Raw genomic sequence first — 15860 nt, 5'->3', positions numbered from 1 at the left:
CGCCGCCGCCACCGTTGGGCGAGGGTGCCGCCGGGGCGCTGCTCGAACCGGAGGCGACCGGGGTCGGGTTGGACGGCGTGGTCGACCCGGAGGCGCTCGGGGTCGGGGTCGAGGACTCGGAGGCGGGCGGGGTGGACTCCGGGGCCGACGGCGGGACCGACGCGGGGGCGGAGGGCGACGGGGGCTGCGACTCGGTGGTCGTGCAGTCCTTCGTGCCGCCGTTCCAGGCCGCGATCAGCTTGTCCTTGATGACGGTGTGGTCGGGGCCCTTGGGCAGGTCGCCGTGGACGAGGCCGTCGCCGGCGGCGGGGTTGCCGTCGAACTTGACGGCACCGCGGTAGAGGTCGATCTGCGCGAAGCAGCCCTCGTCCGGCACCGCGATGTCGAGCGAGTCGGTCTGGCCCTTCTGCACGGTGACCGTGTCGAAGTCGACGAAGACCTGCTGGCCGGAGGTGGCGAAGGTCGGGCCGTGCGCGATGTACGAGGCGAGCGAGGCGGTGCAGGTCGAGGCGTCACCGGCGGTGCGGACCTTGATGTGGACCTTGCCGTCGTCGGTGGGCTTCAGGTTCTGGTCGTCGACCTTGACGGAGGGGAAGAAGCTGGTGCCGTCCAGCGAGAACTGGCAGCCCTCGGTCTCGGTGACCGTGCCGGCGCCCGAGCCGGGCCGGTAGTGGCCGCCGGACTCCCAGCCGTCACCGCCACCGCCGTGCCCGCCGGTGGCCCAGGCACCGGACGCGGCGCTCACGGAGGCGGCGGCGAGGGCGAGGGAGGCGGCGCCTGTCCCCAACAGGCGGCGCACGGTGACACGACTGGCTATGGACATACTGATCCCATCTGGCGTGTACAGGGTGTGGAGGGTGTGGATCAACGCGAGAAACACTGGGCTCATTGGTCACATGCGCCACAGCGTGTGCACATCGTGGGTCCACCGGAAGAAGACTGTCAACTCGCCTCGGTGTAGAGGGAATTCATAAGGAGACCACGTGACCGACCTGTCCTCCCGTGACCCGAACTGGTGGCGTCAGGCCGTTGTGTACCAGGTGTATCCGCGCAGTTTCGCCGACGCGGACGGTGACGGACTCGGGGACCTGAGGGGCGTCACCGAGCGGCTCACCCATCTCGCCGCCCTGGGTGTCGACGCCCTCTGGCTGAGCCCCTTCTACCCCTCCGAACTCGCCGACGGCGGCTACGACGTCGCCGACTACCGCGCGGTCGACCCGCGCCTGGGCACCCTCGACGACTTCGACGCGATGGTCGCCGAGGCGCACCGGCTGGGCCTGAAGGTCATGGTCGACATCGTGCCCAACCACACCTCGCACCTGCACAGTTGGTTCCAGGAGGCGCTGGCCGCCCCGCCCGGTTCCGCCGCCCGCGACCGGTACGTCTTCCGGAACGGCCGCGGTGAGGACGGTCAACTCCCGCCCACCGACTGGCCGTCCGTCTTCGGCGGCAGCGCGTGGCGCCAACTGCCCGACGGACAGTGGTACTTGCACCTCTTCACGCCCGAACAGCCCGACCTGAACTGGGACAACGAGGAGGTCCGCGCCGACTTCCGCACCACCCTGCGCTTCTGGTCCGACCGGGGCGTCGACGGCTTCCGTGTCGACGTCGCCCACGCGCTGGTGAAGGACCTCGGCGAGCCGCTGCGGGACATCGGCCCGCTCGCGGCCAACTCCGAGGACGTCCTCGACTCCCTCCCGCCCGGCAGCCACCCCTACTACGACCGCGACGAGGTCCACGAGATCTACCGCGACTGGCGCCGCACGGTCCTCGACACCTACACCCCGCCCCGCATGGCGGTCGCCGAGGCCTGGGTACCGGCCGCCCGCCGCGCCCGCTACGCCCGCCCCGACGAACTCGGCCAGGCCTTCAACTTCGAGTACCTGGAGGCCGGTTGGGACGCGGACCAACTGCGCGAGGTGATCACCGGCTCGCTCGCCACGGCCCGCGCGGCAGGAGCTTCCGCCACCTGGGTGCTGTCCAACCACGACGTCGTACGCCACGCCTCGCGCCTGATGCTCCCCCCGGGCACCGATGTGAACGCCTGGCTCCTGTCCGACGGCCGCACCCCGCCCGTCGACCCGGCGGCCGGCCTGCGCAGGGCCCGCGCCGCGACCCTGCTGATGCTGGCGCTGCCCGGTTCGTCGTACGTCTACCAGGGCGAGGAACTCGGTCTGCCCGAGGTCGCCGACCTGCCCGTCGAGGTCCTCCAGGACCCGATCTGGGAACAACAGGGCCACACCCACAAGGGCCGCGACGGCTGCCGGGTACCCCTGCCGTGGACCTCGACCGGTCCGTCGTACGGCTTCGGGCCCGGCCCCGCGTGGCTGCCGCAGCCGGCGAGCTTCGCGGCGTACGCCGTCGAGGCACAGGACGGGAGCGAGGGCTCGACCCTGGAGCTCTACCGCACGGCCCTGCGGCTGCGCCGCAAGCTGCTCGAAGGGGAGTCGCTGACCTGGGCCCCGGACAGCCCGCCCGGAGTGCTGCACTTCACGCGCTCCGGCGCCTGGCGCTGTGTCACCAACCTGACGGACGTGCCGGTCGCCCTGCCGCCGGGGGAGGTGCTGCTGAGCAGCGAACCGGCGGCGGGCGAGGAGCAGTTGGGGCTGCTGGCTCCGGACACGACCGTGTGGCTGGGGGCGTAGGGCGCTTTGTGGCGCACTCACCCCACGGTCGGGGTCGAGCCGGTCGCGCTCTGGCTCGGTGACTCGCCCGGCAGGACCGGCGGCTGGGTGGTGCTGTTCACCGGCGGGGTGAGGACGACCTCCGGCTGGCCCGCGGCCGGGGGCGGCGGGGTCAGGTCCGAGGCCGGCAGCTTCGGCGGGGTCGTCTCCTGGAAGAGGACCTGGCTGAAGTTGACCAGGCCGGTCTCCTCCATGACGGTGATGTGGTCCAGGACCGTCGCGTTGGCCTGGTTGGCGAGGATCCGCACGAGGGTGTTCTCCGTCGTGGAACGGATCTTCGCGATCGTGTTGAAGATCGAACCGTGCGTCACCCGCAGGATGTTGGCGAAGTCCGTGTCGAACTGCTTGCCGCTGTCCGCGTTCAGGGTGTTGATGAACCCCTGCTGCTGCGGGCTGGGCTGGTTCGGGATCGTGATGTTGAGCATCGGCGCGATCTTGCGGACGGTGGTGTCCAGCGCCGCGTGCCCGTCGATCAGGTGCTTGCTCGCGGTGATGACCGCCGGGCTCGCCCCCTTCTTCAGGCCTATCTGGCCGACGGGGTACTCCCACAGCCCTGCCGCGCGCACCTTGACCACGAAGTCGCGGTCCGCCTCGGTCAGCGGCCCCCACTGCGTGTTGGCGATGACACGTGTGGGCGCGCTGGAGACCGTGGTCACGCCCAGCATTGCCGGATAGGCCAGTGCGACGAGAGTCAGGCTGAGGGCACCCCCCACAACCATCGTTCCCGTCGCGTTCCGCGAAAAGCGCACCGTACCTCCTGTGTCGTGGACCGCCCGTCGGCGGTACGGACAGTGGGGAATACGGATCGGGGAAGCGTTCGAAGTCTTTGGTTTTGGTAAAGCCCGAGTGGGGCGCGTCACAAGTGGCGGGTGATGCCTCCGGTTCGGCGCCCCGGTTCCGGGGGTGTTTCCGGGTGGGTGCGGAGAGGCCGCGCTACGCGAACTGACCGGGCTGGTAGTCGCCGGCCGGCATCGTGAGCATGACGTTCATACGGTTGAAGCTGTTGATGAGGGCGATCAGCGAGACGAGGGCCATGAGCTGCTCGTCGTCGTAGTGCTTCGCGGCGTTCCCCCACACCTCGTCGCTCACCCCGCCGGCCGTGTCCGCGATCCGGGTGCCCTCCTCCGCGAGCTCCAGCGCGGCGCGCTCCGCGTCGGTGAACACGGTGGCCTCACGCCACACCGCGACGAGGTTCAGTCGTACCGACGTCTCGCCGGCCGCCGCGGCGTCCTTGGTGTGCATGTCGGTGCAGAACCCGCAGCCGTTGATCTGGCTGGCGCGGATCTTCACCAGTTCCTGCGTGGCGGCGGGCAGCGGCGAGTCGGCGACGACCTTGCCCGCCGCGATGAAGTGCTTCAGGGCCTTCCCGGCGATCGGACTGGCGAAGGCGTTGAGTCGGGCACCCATGGTGGGCTCCTCTGCGTTTCGTTGCCGTTGCTTACACGGGACTGACGAAACAGCCGACGAGAATGTGACAACGCACAAAAAAGCAGTGGTGAGGCACGCTGTCCGCCTCTACCGTGCTGCCGGACCGAGTCGTCTGGGCAAGGACGTGCCGTTGTACACCGTGTGAGACCCCCCGAGTGCTGAATCGTCGCGCGTCGCGCAGTTGCGCCGCGCTCCTTTTTGCTGCGGATTTCTCACTGGAACCGGTGTACTTCTGTGCTCGAAAACTGGGTTGTCATGCCCACCTGCCTGCCACTCGTCCGCCGCCGTTGTCACGCGTGCGGGGCCGGACACTTCCGGGCAAGCGGCAAGTTCCGCGTCAACGCCCACCACAAGCTGCTCGACGTCTGGCTCCTCGTGCTCTGCACGGGGTGCGGGGACACCGCGAAACTCACGGTCCTGGAACGGGCCAACGTACGCTCCGTACAACCCGACCTCCTGGACCGCCTGCACGCCAACGACCTTGCCCTGACAGCGGAGTTGCTCCAGGACCCGGTCGTGCGGCGCCGAAACCGCGTCGCCCTCGACTGGGCCGGCGCCTGGCGTCTCGACACCGGCGGATCGGACCATCTGGACCGCGAGGTGATCGACATAGCGGTCCGCTTCGCGGCACGGATCCCGGTCCGGCCGGTACGGCTGATCGCCGAGGGCTGCGGCCTGCCACGGGCCGAGGTGGAGAGCCTGATCACGGAGGGCAGGCTGGTCTCGACGGCCCGCCTGAACACCAGACTCTCCGACAACTTCACCTTCATCCTCAAGCGCTGACTCTTCCGCGACCCCGGGGGCCTGCCCGCCAACACCCGTGCGGGCAGGCCCTCATTGACGGAATGTTGACCGCTGTATGGCACAGCGTTGGTGAACCCCCGCTATACGTTCGGCCCCATGCCCCCACTCCCCCCACATCCCCAGCGGGCCAGGCAACAGGCGCCCCTGCCCGTCCTCCCGTACCGCAAGCCCACCAAGGGCCGTGACTACTGGGTGCTGAATGACGTCCTCCCGGACGCCGACGTCGTACGGGAGCGGTGTCTCGCGAAGGACGACTGGGTGAAGGGGTACCCGTACACCTCGGAGACCTGGCCCGGGCTGCGCACGATGCCGGGGCTTGAGCCGGCCGAGTTGGGGCGGGTCGAGCGGCTGGTCAAACAGGCCACCGGGGCCAAGGAGTTGTGGGTGCAGCAGGCGCCCGGCGGCGGGACGCTCAACCACAACTGCATCCAGGTCGTGGGGGAGGGCGAGAGCGAGCCCCGGCCCCACACCGACTCGCGGTCGCTGTGCCGGTACGCCGCGGTGCTGTACCTCAACCCCTCCGTGCCGAAGGACTGCGGAACCAGTTTCTACCGGCAGCATCTGCCTGGCGGACGGCTCGGCGGCAATGTCGTGCAGGCTCCGCACAACAACCTCGTCGAGGCACTGGGAACGCGGTTCGTGGCGCCGGACGCCTTCGAGGAGGACGTGCGCGTGCCGCACAGGTACAACAGCCTGCTGCTGTACCACGCCAACCTCGTGCACAGCGCGACCGGTTACCACGGCAGCACGCTGGAGGAGAAGCGGATGACCGCCGTCTTCTTCTGGATGGCCTGACCCGGCCAACGCCCCCACGGCACCCTCTCCCCAAAAAAGTGTGTCACTTCCACCAGAGGTGTCACACTTTTTTGGACCTACCCCACCAGCGCGGTCAGTAGCGCAGCGCCGTTCCGGTCTCCGCCTTCACGTCGCCCGACAGCTCGCGGTTGCTGCGGGCGGTTGCCGTGCGCCCGCATGCCGGTCTCACCCGAACGGCGTGGCACTGGTCGCGGAACCGGGCCGCCGGGGATGCGCTGGCAGGCACAGCCGCGGTGGAGGAGGCAGGGGTGACGGAACTCGACCGACTGCGGGCGCGGGTGGCCGCCCTGGAAGCGGAGCGGGCGCGCGGGCCCGGGCGCCGGGTGCGTTCGCTGGTCGCCGTCCTGCTGATGGTCGTCGGGTGTGTACTCGCCCCGCTGGGGGTGGTGGCCGCGTGGACGGCGGACACGGTGGGTGACACGGACCGTTATGTGCGGACGGTGGCACCCCTCGCCTCCCACCCGGACATCCAGGACGCCGTCGCGGACCGGGTGACCACGGCGGTCATGGGGCATCTCGACCTCACCACGCTGCTGTCCGGCGCGGCCCCGGCCGAACGCCCGCTGCTGGAGAAGGCGTTGGGGGCGCTCGGCGGCTCCCTGGAGGACGCGGTCCGCGCCTTCGTCCACGACAAGGCGCGGGCCGTCGCCGCCTCCGACGCCTTCGCCAGGATCTGGAAGGACGCGAACCGGCGTGTCCACAGCACCGTGGACAAAGCCCTGACCGGCAGCGGCGGCGGTGCCGTACGGCTCGACGGCGGCGCGGTGACGCTCGACGTGGGCCCGGTCGTCGACCAGGTGAAACAGCGACTGGTCGACGACGGGATGACGGTCGCCGGGAAGATCCCCGAGATCCACACGTCGATCACGCTGGTCAGGAACGACGACCTCGACTCGTACCGGCAGTACTTCCGGCTGCTCCAACTGGCGGGTGCCTGGCTGCCGTTGACAGCGGTGGTCCTGGTCGCGGCCGGTGTACTGCTGGCGGGGCGGCGACGCAGGGCGCTGGTCACGGGCGCGCTGGGGGTGGCCGCCGCGACGGCCCTGCTCGGCATCGCGCTGCGGATCGCCCGCGCCCTGTACCTGGACGCGCTTCCGGCCGGGGTGTCACAACCCGCCGCCGCGGCGGTGTACGACGCGATGACCCGGTTCCTGAGCACGACGGTGCGGATGGTCGTGACCGTGGGAGTGGTGCTCGCGCTGGGCGCCTGGCTGACGGGACCGGGCCGACGGGCGGGGCTCGTACGGCGGCTGTGGACGTCCGGGATCGGGGCGGTGCGGGCCACGGCCTACGCGGCGGGGCTGCGTACGGGGCCGGTGGGGCCGTTCGTGCGCCGGTACCGGACGTGGATCGGCCGGCTCCTGGTGGGCGCGGCACTGCTGGCCTGCCTGCTGTGGTCGTACCCGACGGGGTGGGTGGTGGTGGGGCTGGCGCTCGCGCTGCTGTTCGCGTTGGCGGTGGTGGAGTTCCTGGCGGCGGACGAGGACCCGGGGGCGGGGCCGGGGCTCACCCGGACGGCGTAACCCCCCTGGTGGCGAGCGTGCCTCGGCCGGATTGTCGAAGCACCACACACCACAGAGAGACCGAACCACGACAGACCGCACACCACAGAGAGGTGGGGCACCGCCATGACGCAGCAGCCGCACTCGACACAGCAGCCGCACTCGACGTCCACCGGCGGCGAGGAGAAGCCCCCGGTCTGGAACGACGCCGGTCAGGCCCCCGGCACCCGCGGCTACGGCCCGCCCCCGTCCGGCGGCGGCCTCGCGGTCGGCGGTGCCGTCTTCGCCGGTGTCCTGATGCTGATGAACGGCGTCATCGCCATCCTCCAGGGCATCTCCGCGCTCGCCAAGGACGACGTCTACACCCGCGTCGGCGACTACGTGTACAGCATCAACCTCACCGGCTGGGGCGTGATCCTCCTCTGTCTGGGCGCCGTGGGCGCGGTCACCGGCTGGGGCATCCTCAAGGGCATGAGCTGGGCCCGCGTCTGCGGCATCGTCCTCGCGAGCCTCAGCGCGATCCTCCAGTTCATGTTCCTCCCGTACGCCCCGATCTGGTCGGTCATCATGATCGCGGTCGACGTGTTCGTCATCTGGGCACTGGCGGTCTACGACCCGAACACCTCCGGGGCGCGCCAGTAGCGACGAACAGCGGAACCGGTGGGCGGGCGGGTCAGACGTGTCCGATGCCGCCCCCGCCGAAGGAACCGCTCCTTCCCGGCACCCAGCGCTGCCGGCTCTGGTCCTTTCCCGTTCTGCTTCCGGAGTGATGGAGCTGGTACGGCATCAGCCGCTCCTTCTCCTCCGAGGCGACGGGCATCTCGTCGGGTTCCCGCATCTCGCGCATCTCGTGGACGGCGCCGGTGGCGGGGAGGTGGGGCTGCTCCTCGGGGAGCGGCCGCGGAAGTTCCTGGTCCCGGACCTTCATACCGAAATGTATGGCCCAGACCAGCGCGCCTGCGATCAGCAGGCCACCGAGAAAGGCTGCGCCCACGTCGAGTCTGTTGTGCGACGACGCGGCCAGCAGTTCATAAGCTGCCGTGCTCATACTCCGAGTATCACTCTTTGGGAGTGAATGTGGCGATCCGCGCGAGATAAGCGGTGACCTCGGCGGGGTCCCGGGTGAGCAGCGCTATGTGGTTGTCGGGGCGGACCAGCACCAGGGCCGGATCCGTGACGCCGTACGCCCGCCGCGCATGCCCCTCGTGGTCGTGCAGGTCGGCCACAGCGCCCGAGGTGCCGCCGTCCACCGTGAACGCCTGCAGCAGGCCGTCGTGCCCGGCCGCCAACTTGCCCACGGCGTCGGCGACTTCGGCGCCGAAGCCGAGCAGCGTGAACCGCGGGTCGGCGTACACCTGGAAGAGCCGGACCGGATCCCCCGAGGCGTCGAGGCAGGGGGCGTCGGGGGCACGGTCGCCCGGGCGCAGGACGGTGGGATCGCCGACGGAGCCGAGGGTGTCGTCGGCCGGGCCGGCGAGGGAACTCCAGGGGTAGCCGGTGCCCATGGGCGGCGGGGCGGCGGCCTCCACACCGGTGCCTGGTTCCTTGACCGCTTCGAGCACGCGGGCATACAGGTCGGTGGAGACGCCCAGGGTCCAGGCGGCCACGGGGAGGCGCTCCTCCTCGTAGGTGTCCAGGAGCCCGGGACCGGCCTGCCCGGTGGCCGCCAGTGCCAGCTTCCAGCCCAGGTTGTAGGCGTCCTGGATGCCGGTGTTCATCCCGAGTCCGCCCGCGATCGGATGGACATGGGCCGCGTCCCCGGCGAGGAGAACCCGGCCGACGCGCATCCGGTCGACCATGCGGACGTTGACCCGCCAGATGGAGAGCCAGGTCGGGTTCGTCAGCGTGATGCCGGGCACGCGTGCGTGCCGGTCGAAGATCCGCTGGAAGCTCTCCAGCGAGGGCGGCGACGGCTCGCCGTTCGCGTCGAGTTCGGGACTCGCCTGGAACTGGAAGGAGTCCGTGCCGGGTATGGGGCACAGTGCCACCCCGCCGCCGTCCGACGTGAACCACTGGTGCCAGACGTCCCTGCCGATCCCCTCGGCCCCCACGTCCCCGACGACCATCGACTGCGTCTCCTCGGTCGTACCGTCGAAGCGCACCCCCATCGCCTTGCGCACCTGGCTGCGCCCGCCGTCGCAGCCCACGAGGTAGCCGGCCCGGACGCGCTCGCCGTCGGCGAGGACGGCCGTGACACCGTCCGCGTCCTGCTCGAACCCGGTGACCTCCGTGCCGAGTCGGACGCCGACCCCTAACTCCGCGAGCCGCTCGCGCAGGATCTCCTCCACCTGCCACTGCCCTATGAGCATCCCCCGCTCGTACGGCGCGTCCGGCGTGGGGAGGGCGTCCGCGAACGGGTCTGTGTCGTTCACATGCGCGCCGTCGAAGTACTTGCGGAACGGGAGGCGGGTCGTCCCGGTGGCGAGCGCGCGCTCGGTGCCGCCGACGTCCTCCAGGACCTCAAGGGTGCGCGGCTGCAGGCCCTTGCCCCGGGACTCCCGGTGCGGGACCGGCGCCGCGTCCACGATCCGCACCTCCACACCGCGCCGGGCCAGCTCGATGGCAAGCGTGAGGCCGGTCGGCCCGGCGCCCACGATCAGCACGTCGTCGCTCATCGCGATCCCTCTCGTCGTCGTTGCATCCAGGGAACACCAAACGCCGAGAAAATGAAACCAGGTCTCAGAAGATTCTCGACCTCATTCCATCTCTGGTCTTATTTGATTCCGGGTCTCACTGTCTGGTACTGTGGCCCGCATGGACGAACCCCCCGGCCTCCGCGAGCGCAAGAAAGAACGCACCCGGAACCTCATCGCCCAGGAAGCCCTGCGCCTCTTCCGCGAGAAGGGGTTCGACGAGGTGTCGGTCGTCGAGGTCGCGGCGGCGGCCGAGGTCTCCAAGGCCACCCTGTTCCGGTACTTCCCGGCGAAGGAGGACCTGGTCCTGCACCGCTTCGCCGACCACGTCGGCGAAGCGGCCCGTGTCGTAAGCGAACGCCCGCCAGGCCTGACCCCCACGGCCGCCCTGTGCGCCCACTTCCTGGACCGCCTCGCCGCCCGCGACCCGATCACCGGCCTGAACGACCACTCCGACGTGCTCAGCTTCATGGACCTGCTGTACGGCACGCCGAGCCTGCAGACCGGCCTGGTTCAGCGCTACCGCAGCCAGGAGATCGACGCCCTCGCCGAAGCCCTCCCCGACACCGGGGACTCCACCCCGCTCACCAGACGCCTGGCCGCCACCCACCTGATCGTCGTACAGCAGGAACTCGGCATGGAGAACTGGCGGACGATGGCCTCCGGCCGCACCGCCGACGAGGCCTACGACGATGCCGTCGCGGAGGCGGAGCAGGCATACGGCCAGCTGATGACAGGCCTGGACACGGTGTTCCCGGCCCGGTGAACAGCTCCGCCGCGAGGACCCTCGGTCCTCGCGGCGGAGCTGCACTGCACCTGGTGAACAGGCGTCGGAAAACGGTCAGTTGGAGAAGTAGATGTACTTCCAGCCGCTGTACGTCGTCGAGTTGACGTTGTCACCGGACGAACCGTTGATGTACGCGGCCCGGATACGGGCCCTGATGCCGGACTCGCCGGGTGCGCCGAGGTTCACCGCGACCTTGCCGCTCGTGCCGAGGCCGAAGTACTCCGAGTCGGAGTCGTACCACCGGCCGTTGTAGTAGACCTGCAGGTCGAGCCGCTCCTGGCGGTTGGGGTAGTAGGTCATCGTCGTGGTGGCGATCGGCGCCGAGTTCTTGTGGAACCAGTAGTACGACGTCGAGCCGATCTTCGCCGTCTTGTAGTGCTTGGTGATCGCGGTGGAGATCCTGACCTTGGCGTACGCCGTGACCTTCACCGTCTTGGACGCGTAGCGGGCGTCGCCGGCGAAGACCGCGGAGACGGCGGTGTCGCGGGTCATGTCCACGGTCACGGTGATGTTGCCGCTGGAGTTGACCTTGCCGGTCTTGACCAGCTTCTTCGGCTTGTCGCCGCCGAAGGGGTCCGAGTAGATCGCGACCGTGCGGTTCTTGTACGTCTTGCCGAGGTGTGCGGTGAACTTCACGTCGGCGCCGTACGAGTACAGCTTGCCGTTGTTGTTCAGGCTCAGGGTCGTGGCCGCGCGGGACACGGAGACCTTGTCGGAAGCGCTGACCGCCGCGTGCCCGGCGTCACCGGCGTAGGCCACCTTGTAGGTGACCGTGCCGCCGGCCGGCGGGGTGTCCGCGAAGGAGTACGTGCCGTCCGCCTTCACCGTGACGGCGGGCAGCGCCTTGCCCTTGGGGGACTCCAGGTCGGTGCGCGTGACCTGCAGCTTCACCCCGGCCGGCAGTGCGACCGTCGCCGAGAGCTTCCCGGTGACCGTGAGCTTCTTGGCGCGGGTCGCGGAGCTGGGGGCGTTGACCGTGAGGGTCGGGACGTTCTTCTCGGGGTCGGTCAGCGCCTTGAGCGTGTAGCCGCCGCCGGACTTCCCGACCAGCGCGAAGATCCGCGAGTCGTCCGGGGCCCAGGTCAGGTCGGCCGTGCCGTAGACGCCGATGTTGTACGTGCGGATCGCCTTCGTGGCGTTCGGCCTGTACGTCGCGATCGTGCTGCCGTTGACCTGTGCGACCGTGCCGTCCGCGGCGATGTCGGCCCGCTGGGCGCCCGGGTAGCTGCCCGTCCGGCTGAACTTGCCGTCCGCGTACGCGTCCCGCAGTGTGCCGTCGACCAGTACCTCGTCGGCGCCGGGCACCAGGTCGATGTCGTAGATCTCGCCGTGCAGCGAGGAGTCGCGGTCGTCGTAGGCGACCTTCTGGGGAGTGGTGCCCGAGACGTCCAGGACGACCATCGAGTCGGTGGAGACACCGGTCTCGCCGACGGCGAGGACACCGGGCCTGGACGCGGCGGTGTCGAGGAAGCCCGGGTCCCAGATCGAGACGCCCTCCGGCATCTGTCCGAGCGTCACCGGGTCGGTGCCGCCCGCCGGGTCGGTGGCCGGGTCGACCGAGCCGAGGTTGCCGTCCCACTGGTCGCCGTAGGTGAACCAGACCTTGCCGGCGGAGAAGGCGAGGTAGCGCGGCCCCTCGCCGGTGGTGACCGCGTAGCGGGCCTTGACGTCGAGGGTGGCCGCGTCGATCGCCACGATCTCGTGCGTCGCCTGCGCCGCCGCGTACACGGTGGCCCCGTCGTCGGAGACGGTCAGGTCGGAGACTCCGCTGATCCCGCCGACCGAGGCGAGGACGTTGCCCGAGTAGTCGGTGGCCGCGACCGTGCCGGCCGAACTGTCGCCCACGAACACCCGCTTGAGAGCGCCGTCCGCGACCAGACCGCCGGGTGAGGCGACGTTGGCGGTGGCCGCCGAGGCCGTACCCGTCGCTACGACGCTGAGCGCCGCCGAGCCGAAAAGAACCGCGAGCGCTGTCGCGGTGGAGATGCTGCGCATCCGCACGTGCTGTTCCCCCCACAAGGAAAACCGGTCTGTGGACCGGGAGTTGAGAGCGCCGCGCAACGCCCGGACGTGACCGCGGATGAGAGACGCGGTGACGCGCGGGGCGCGGCTGCTATGCGCAGCGTATGGCATGTCTGTGACAGGTGGGAAAGGAGTTATGGGGTTGTCGTGTACGCGCGCTGTCTGGGAGGTGGTGGGCGGCGGGGGAACCTGGCTGTTCCGGGACGAGCTGTTTCATCCATTCGGGGATGTCCGGGCGTGCGACGGGAGCGATCTGCGGCTGCCCCGCGTGATCGGCGCCGGAGGCGCGACCCTTCCGGCCGCCGCCTCCGACATCCGCTACCTCACCCGCAACGGCAGCGTCGAGGTCACGTTCCCGAGCCACCGGATACCGGACTACCCGCACCGGGCGGGCATCCTCCCGGAGGGCCTGTGCGGCACCTCCCTGCGGGGCCCCGTCCGGGAGTACCGCTCAACGGCCGCCGACGGCACCCCCGTCGACGTCGTCGTCGAGCGGTCCGTACTGTCCGACGACGGGTTCCGCCGGCCGGCCCGGGCCGCGGTCACCTTCACGCCCTGAGACCGGCCCGGGTCATTTCTGGCGCGTGTCCTGAGACCGGCTCGCCGCGTCAGTTCTGGTGGACGACGTTGTGGCCCGGCCCGCCCGACAGGACGTCCGTGCCCGTGCCGCCCCACAGCGTGTCGTTGCCGGAGTTGCCGTAGATCGTGTCGGCGCCTGCGTTGCCGTAGAGGACGTCGTTGCCCGTGCCGCCGTAGAGGAAGTCGTTCCCGGCGCCGCCGCTGATCCTGTCGTTGCCGGTGCCGCCGGTCAGGCTCTGGCCGCCCGCGCCGCCGGTGATGACGTCGTTGCCGGCGCCGCCGTCGGCCGCCGCGCCCACGGTGGTGATCGTGTCGTTGCCGGTGCCGCCCTGGGCGATGGTCTCGGCGCCGGCGTGGAGGGTGTCGTTGCCGTTGTCGCCCCAGCCCACCGAGTACTTGCCGAGGGTGATGGTGTCGTTGCCGGTGCCACCCGAGATGTAGTTGCCCGCGACGGTGCCGTCCTCGGTGGCCTTGTCGTTGCCGGCGCCCAGGTCGACCGAGGCGAAGTAGTACGTCTGGTTGGTCCTGTTGTGGTAGGTGAGGGTGTCGTTGCCGTCGCCGAGCGTCAACTGCACGGTGGGATAAGGGTCCTGGCTGTCCAGGGTGGTGACCGCGCAGGAGACCTTGGTGTGGTCCGAGGCGGTGGGGTACGCGCAGCCGGTGCCGGGCTTGATGGTGACCACGTCGTCGATGACGTACGTGATCCTGTCGGTGCCGGTCACGTGCGACGCGGTGACGACCGCCTTGTTGGCCTGGCCGGCGGCGGCCGTGTACAGGACCTCATTGCCGCCGTTGCCGAGCGCGGCGGTGGCCGGAGCGGTGGCCGCGCCCGCGGTCCCGACGAGGAGCAGCGGAGCGGCCAGACCGGTGCCGAGGGCCAGGGCCAGGGTTGTCAGGCGACCGACAGAACGAGAGGACATCGCACAACCTCCGTGAAACGTAAGGGGAGTTGGCGGATTCCGAGGAATTCGAATTCCGACACCGCGTCTGACCCTCCCTTCCGGGGCTTGGTTGTGCGCCTTTTCGCGCGGGTGTCGTCCCCGTACGAATCGTCAGCCGTGATTCAACGCGAATTCATGAACTGGCCCACTGATCCATTACAACCATCGCTATGAGGTACGGGCCAGTTCCGTCGCGTCACGGCGGAACGCCCACCGCATCTCGGGCTCCATCGCGAACCGGAAGGCCCGTCGGACGGGCGGTGTGCACAGCGCGGTCACCACGGCGGCGGCGACCACCGTCACCGTGATCTCGCCGAGGGGGCCCTGTACCCACGAAGGGCCGTACCAGCCCCAGGACTTGGCACCCTGCGCGAGGAAACCGTGCAGCAGATAGCCGTAGAGCGTGCCCGCGCCCAGCGCGGTGAACCAGGTGCGGCGGCGCGGCACCCAGGCGAGGAAGCAGCCGACCAGCAGCGTCGAGCAGGCGAAGAGGGCCAGTGTCATGAGGGGCCCCTCCCAGTCGGGCGCGCCGAGTTGCTCCGCGCTCGCGTTGTGGAAGAGCCAGGAGTAGTCGAAGCGCGGCACCGCCCAGTACGCCAATGCGAGCGCGCAGACGAACACCGGCACCGCCAACTGCCGTACCTCGGGCCGCCGTACGAGCTGGAAGTGCTCCGGCTTCAGGGAGAGGCCGAGCACGAAATACGGCAGGAACTGCAACAGGCGCTGGAAATCGAGGTCGTTGCCGATGGAGGGGGAGAGCGTCGCCAGCATCGCGACGGCCAGCGCGAGCGGCAGCGGGTGGCGGACGTGGTTCCACATCGGGGTGGTGAGGCGCCAGACGAACAGGGCCGCCAGGAACCACGTCAGATACAGCGGGTCCAACAGGCTGATGGCGCGGTCGGGTTGGTGGTCGGTCCAGCGGGTGAAGAGCGTGTACGCCGTCTCGAAGACGACGTACGGCACGACGATGCCCGTCAGCAACCGTCTGATCTGGGGCGGGGTGGCGCGGAAACTCCGGGAGAAATAGCCGGAGATGACGATGAACGCCGGCATGTGCACGGCGTACACGAGCGTGTACAGCGCGGTGACGCCACGGCTGCCCGAGCGCAGCGGCTCCCAGGAGTGACCGATCGCCACGAGGACGATCGCCAGGTACTTGGCGTTGTCGAAGAAGGGGTCGCGCGGCTTGGCCGACGGCCCGACCGCCCGCTCGGGCACGGCGCGCGCCTGCGGCGCCGGGGCCGCCGTCCGTTCTGGTACGACGTCCTTCGTGGTGGTGTTTCGGTACGGCATCCGGACCGCCTCACCGTTGTCCGGCGCCGTAAACCTCCTCCCGGGCAGAGGTGGCACGGCTCACAGGAGGGTGGGGGTGTTCCTGCCTTCTTCGGGCAACGTGGCAGGTCGGAAGGCTGCCGGAGAATGCACAAGCGCTTGCCGTGCGAGCGCCTTGAGGTCCCGGTCGAGGCCGCCGACGGCTTCCGGGCCGGCGACAGGATCCAACTCACCTTCTGGCGCGGCGAGGTGAGGGTGGTCACCGGCTCGCGGTACGTCTGGCACCGGCACGTCGAGAACGCCGGGGACCTGGCCGCGATCGCGGCCCTCGCCGCCCTCGCCGCGGGCTACCCCGGCGCGCCGACCCAGCAACGGCTGCGCGGGCGTCGCCT

Annotated in this window: 15 protein-coding genes and 1 pseudogene; 8 read left to right on the top strand and 8 right to left on the bottom strand. The window is 70.0% G+C overall.

From position 1 onward, the window contains the following. Nucleotides 1-823 (bottom strand): hypothetical protein (locus R6V09_RS26600; RefSeq protein ID WP_317883954.1); only part of this gene is annotated, 823 nt, incomplete at its 3' end. 160 nt (nucleotides 824-983) lie between these two features. Between R6V09_RS26600 and R6V09_RS26595 the strand changes: the two genes are divergently transcribed. Continuing rightward, nucleotides 984-2645 (top strand): glycoside hydrolase family 13 protein, encoded by a 1662-nt coding sequence (locus R6V09_RS26595; protein ID WP_317883953.1) that lies wholly within the window; start codon nucleotides 984-986, stop codon nucleotides 2643-2645. A 17-nt stretch (nucleotides 2646-2662) separates the two neighbouring features. Here the strand turns inward: R6V09_RS26595 and R6V09_RS26590 are convergent, their stop codons facing one another. Together R6V09_RS26590 and R6V09_RS26585 are read right to left on the bottom strand one after the other, a co-directional pair. Further along, complete coding sequence (locus R6V09_RS26590; protein ID WP_442810137.1) at nucleotides 2663-3403, bottom strand: DUF4142 domain-containing protein; 741 nt, start codon at nucleotides 3401-3403, stop codon at nucleotides 2663-2665. Nucleotides 3404-3617: 214 nt separating this feature from the next. Next, on the bottom strand, nucleotides 3618-4091 hold the full coding sequence (locus R6V09_RS26585; protein ID WP_317883951.1) for a carboxymuconolactone decarboxylase family protein: 474 nt from the start codon (nucleotides 4089-4091) through the stop codon (nucleotides 3618-3620). Nucleotides 4092-4346: 255 nt separating this feature from the next. Here R6V09_RS26585 and R6V09_RS26580 point away from each other — a divergent pair, with 255 nt between their 5' ends. The 4 genes from R6V09_RS26580 to R6V09_RS26565 all read left to right on the top strand — a co-directional run bounded on the left by R6V09_RS26580 (nucleotide 4347) and on the right by R6V09_RS26565 (nucleotide 7876). Beyond that, a complete protein-coding gene (locus R6V09_RS26580; RefSeq protein ID WP_317883950.1) occupies nucleotides 4347-4895 on the top strand; it encodes a DUF1062 domain-containing protein in 549 nt (182 codons plus the stop codon). Nucleotides 4896-5012: 117 nt separating this feature from the next. After that, nucleotides 5013-5711, top strand: coding sequence for a DUF6445 family protein (locus tag R6V09_RS26575; protein ID WP_317883949.1), 699 nt, complete (start codon nucleotides 5013-5015; stop codon nucleotides 5709-5711). Between the two features lie 269 nt (nucleotides 5712-5980). Continuing rightward, nucleotides 5981-7255: a hypothetical protein gene (locus R6V09_RS26570; RefSeq protein ID WP_317883948.1), complete on the top strand. Its 1275-nt coding sequence runs from the start codon at nucleotides 5981-5983 to the stop codon at nucleotides 7253-7255. Nucleotides 7256-7360: 105 nt separating this feature from the next. Further along, nucleotides 7361-7876, top strand: coding sequence for a DUF7144 family membrane protein (locus tag R6V09_RS26565; protein ID WP_317883947.1), 516 nt, complete (start codon nucleotides 7361-7363; stop codon nucleotides 7874-7876). Nucleotides 7877-7907: 31 nt separating this feature from the next. On the opposite strand, the gene R6V09_RS26560 is transcribed toward R6V09_RS26565, so the two are convergent. Both R6V09_RS26560 and R6V09_RS26555 read right to left on the bottom strand, forming a co-directional pair. Then, the gene (locus R6V09_RS26560; protein ID WP_317883946.1) at nucleotides 7908-8282 is read right to left on the bottom strand and encodes a DUF6479 family protein; all 375 of its coding nucleotides are present in this window, start codon (nucleotides 8280-8282) and stop codon (nucleotides 7908-7910) included. A gap of 10 nt (nucleotides 8283-8292) precedes the next feature. Continuing rightward, nucleotides 8293-9849, bottom strand: coding sequence for an FAD-dependent oxidoreductase (locus R6V09_RS26555; protein ID WP_317883945.1), 1557 nt, complete (start codon nucleotides 9847-9849; stop codon nucleotides 8293-8295). 139 nt (nucleotides 9850-9988) lie between these two features. On the opposite strand from R6V09_RS26555, the gene R6V09_RS26550 reads away from it, so the two are divergent. After that, nucleotides 9989-10633 (top strand): TetR/AcrR family transcriptional regulator, encoded by a 645-nt coding sequence (locus R6V09_RS26550; protein WP_317883944.1) that lies wholly within the window; start codon nucleotides 9989-9991, stop codon nucleotides 10631-10633. Nucleotides 10634-10708: 75 nt separating this feature from the next. On the opposite strand, the gene R6V09_RS26545 is transcribed toward R6V09_RS26550, so the two are convergent. Beyond that, nucleotides 10709-12649, bottom strand: a complete 1941-nt coding sequence (locus R6V09_RS26545; protein WP_317883943.1) for a YncE family protein — start codon at nucleotides 12647-12649, stop codon at nucleotides 10709-10711. A 163-nt stretch (nucleotides 12650-12812) separates the two neighbouring features. On the opposite strand from R6V09_RS26545, the gene R6V09_RS26540 reads away from it, so the two are divergent. After that, nucleotides 12813-13235, top strand: coding sequence for a hypothetical protein (locus tag R6V09_RS26540; RefSeq protein ID WP_317883942.1), 423 nt, complete (start codon nucleotides 12813-12815; stop codon nucleotides 13233-13235). 49 nt (nucleotides 13236-13284) lie between these two features. On the opposite strand, the gene R6V09_RS26535 is transcribed toward R6V09_RS26540, so the two are convergent. After that, the gene (locus tag R6V09_RS26535) at nucleotides 13285-14175 is read right to left on the bottom strand and encodes a calcium-binding protein (RefSeq protein ID WP_317883941.1); all 891 of its coding nucleotides are present in this window, start codon (nucleotides 14173-14175) and stop codon (nucleotides 13285-13287) included. 189 nt (nucleotides 14176-14364) lie between these two features. Further along, entirely contained in the window at nucleotides 14365-15489 is a 1125-nt protein-coding gene (locus R6V09_RS26530; RefSeq protein ID WP_317883940.1) for an acyltransferase family protein, read from the bottom strand. A gap of 126 nt (nucleotides 15490-15615) precedes the next feature. On the opposite strand from R6V09_RS26530, the pseudogene R6V09_RS26525 reads away from it, so the two are divergent. Continuing rightward, nucleotides 15616-15860, top strand: a pseudogene (locus tag R6V09_RS26525) (PH domain-containing protein); the annotation flags it as partial.

Source organism: Streptomyces sp. W16 (genome assembly GCF_033194735.1).
GTDB lineage: Bacteria > Actinomycetota > Actinomycetes > Streptomycetales > Streptomycetaceae > Streptomyces.
The sequence above is the reverse complement of the archived record's forward strand: the minus strand, read 5'-3'. Positions and strand labels throughout refer to the sequence as shown.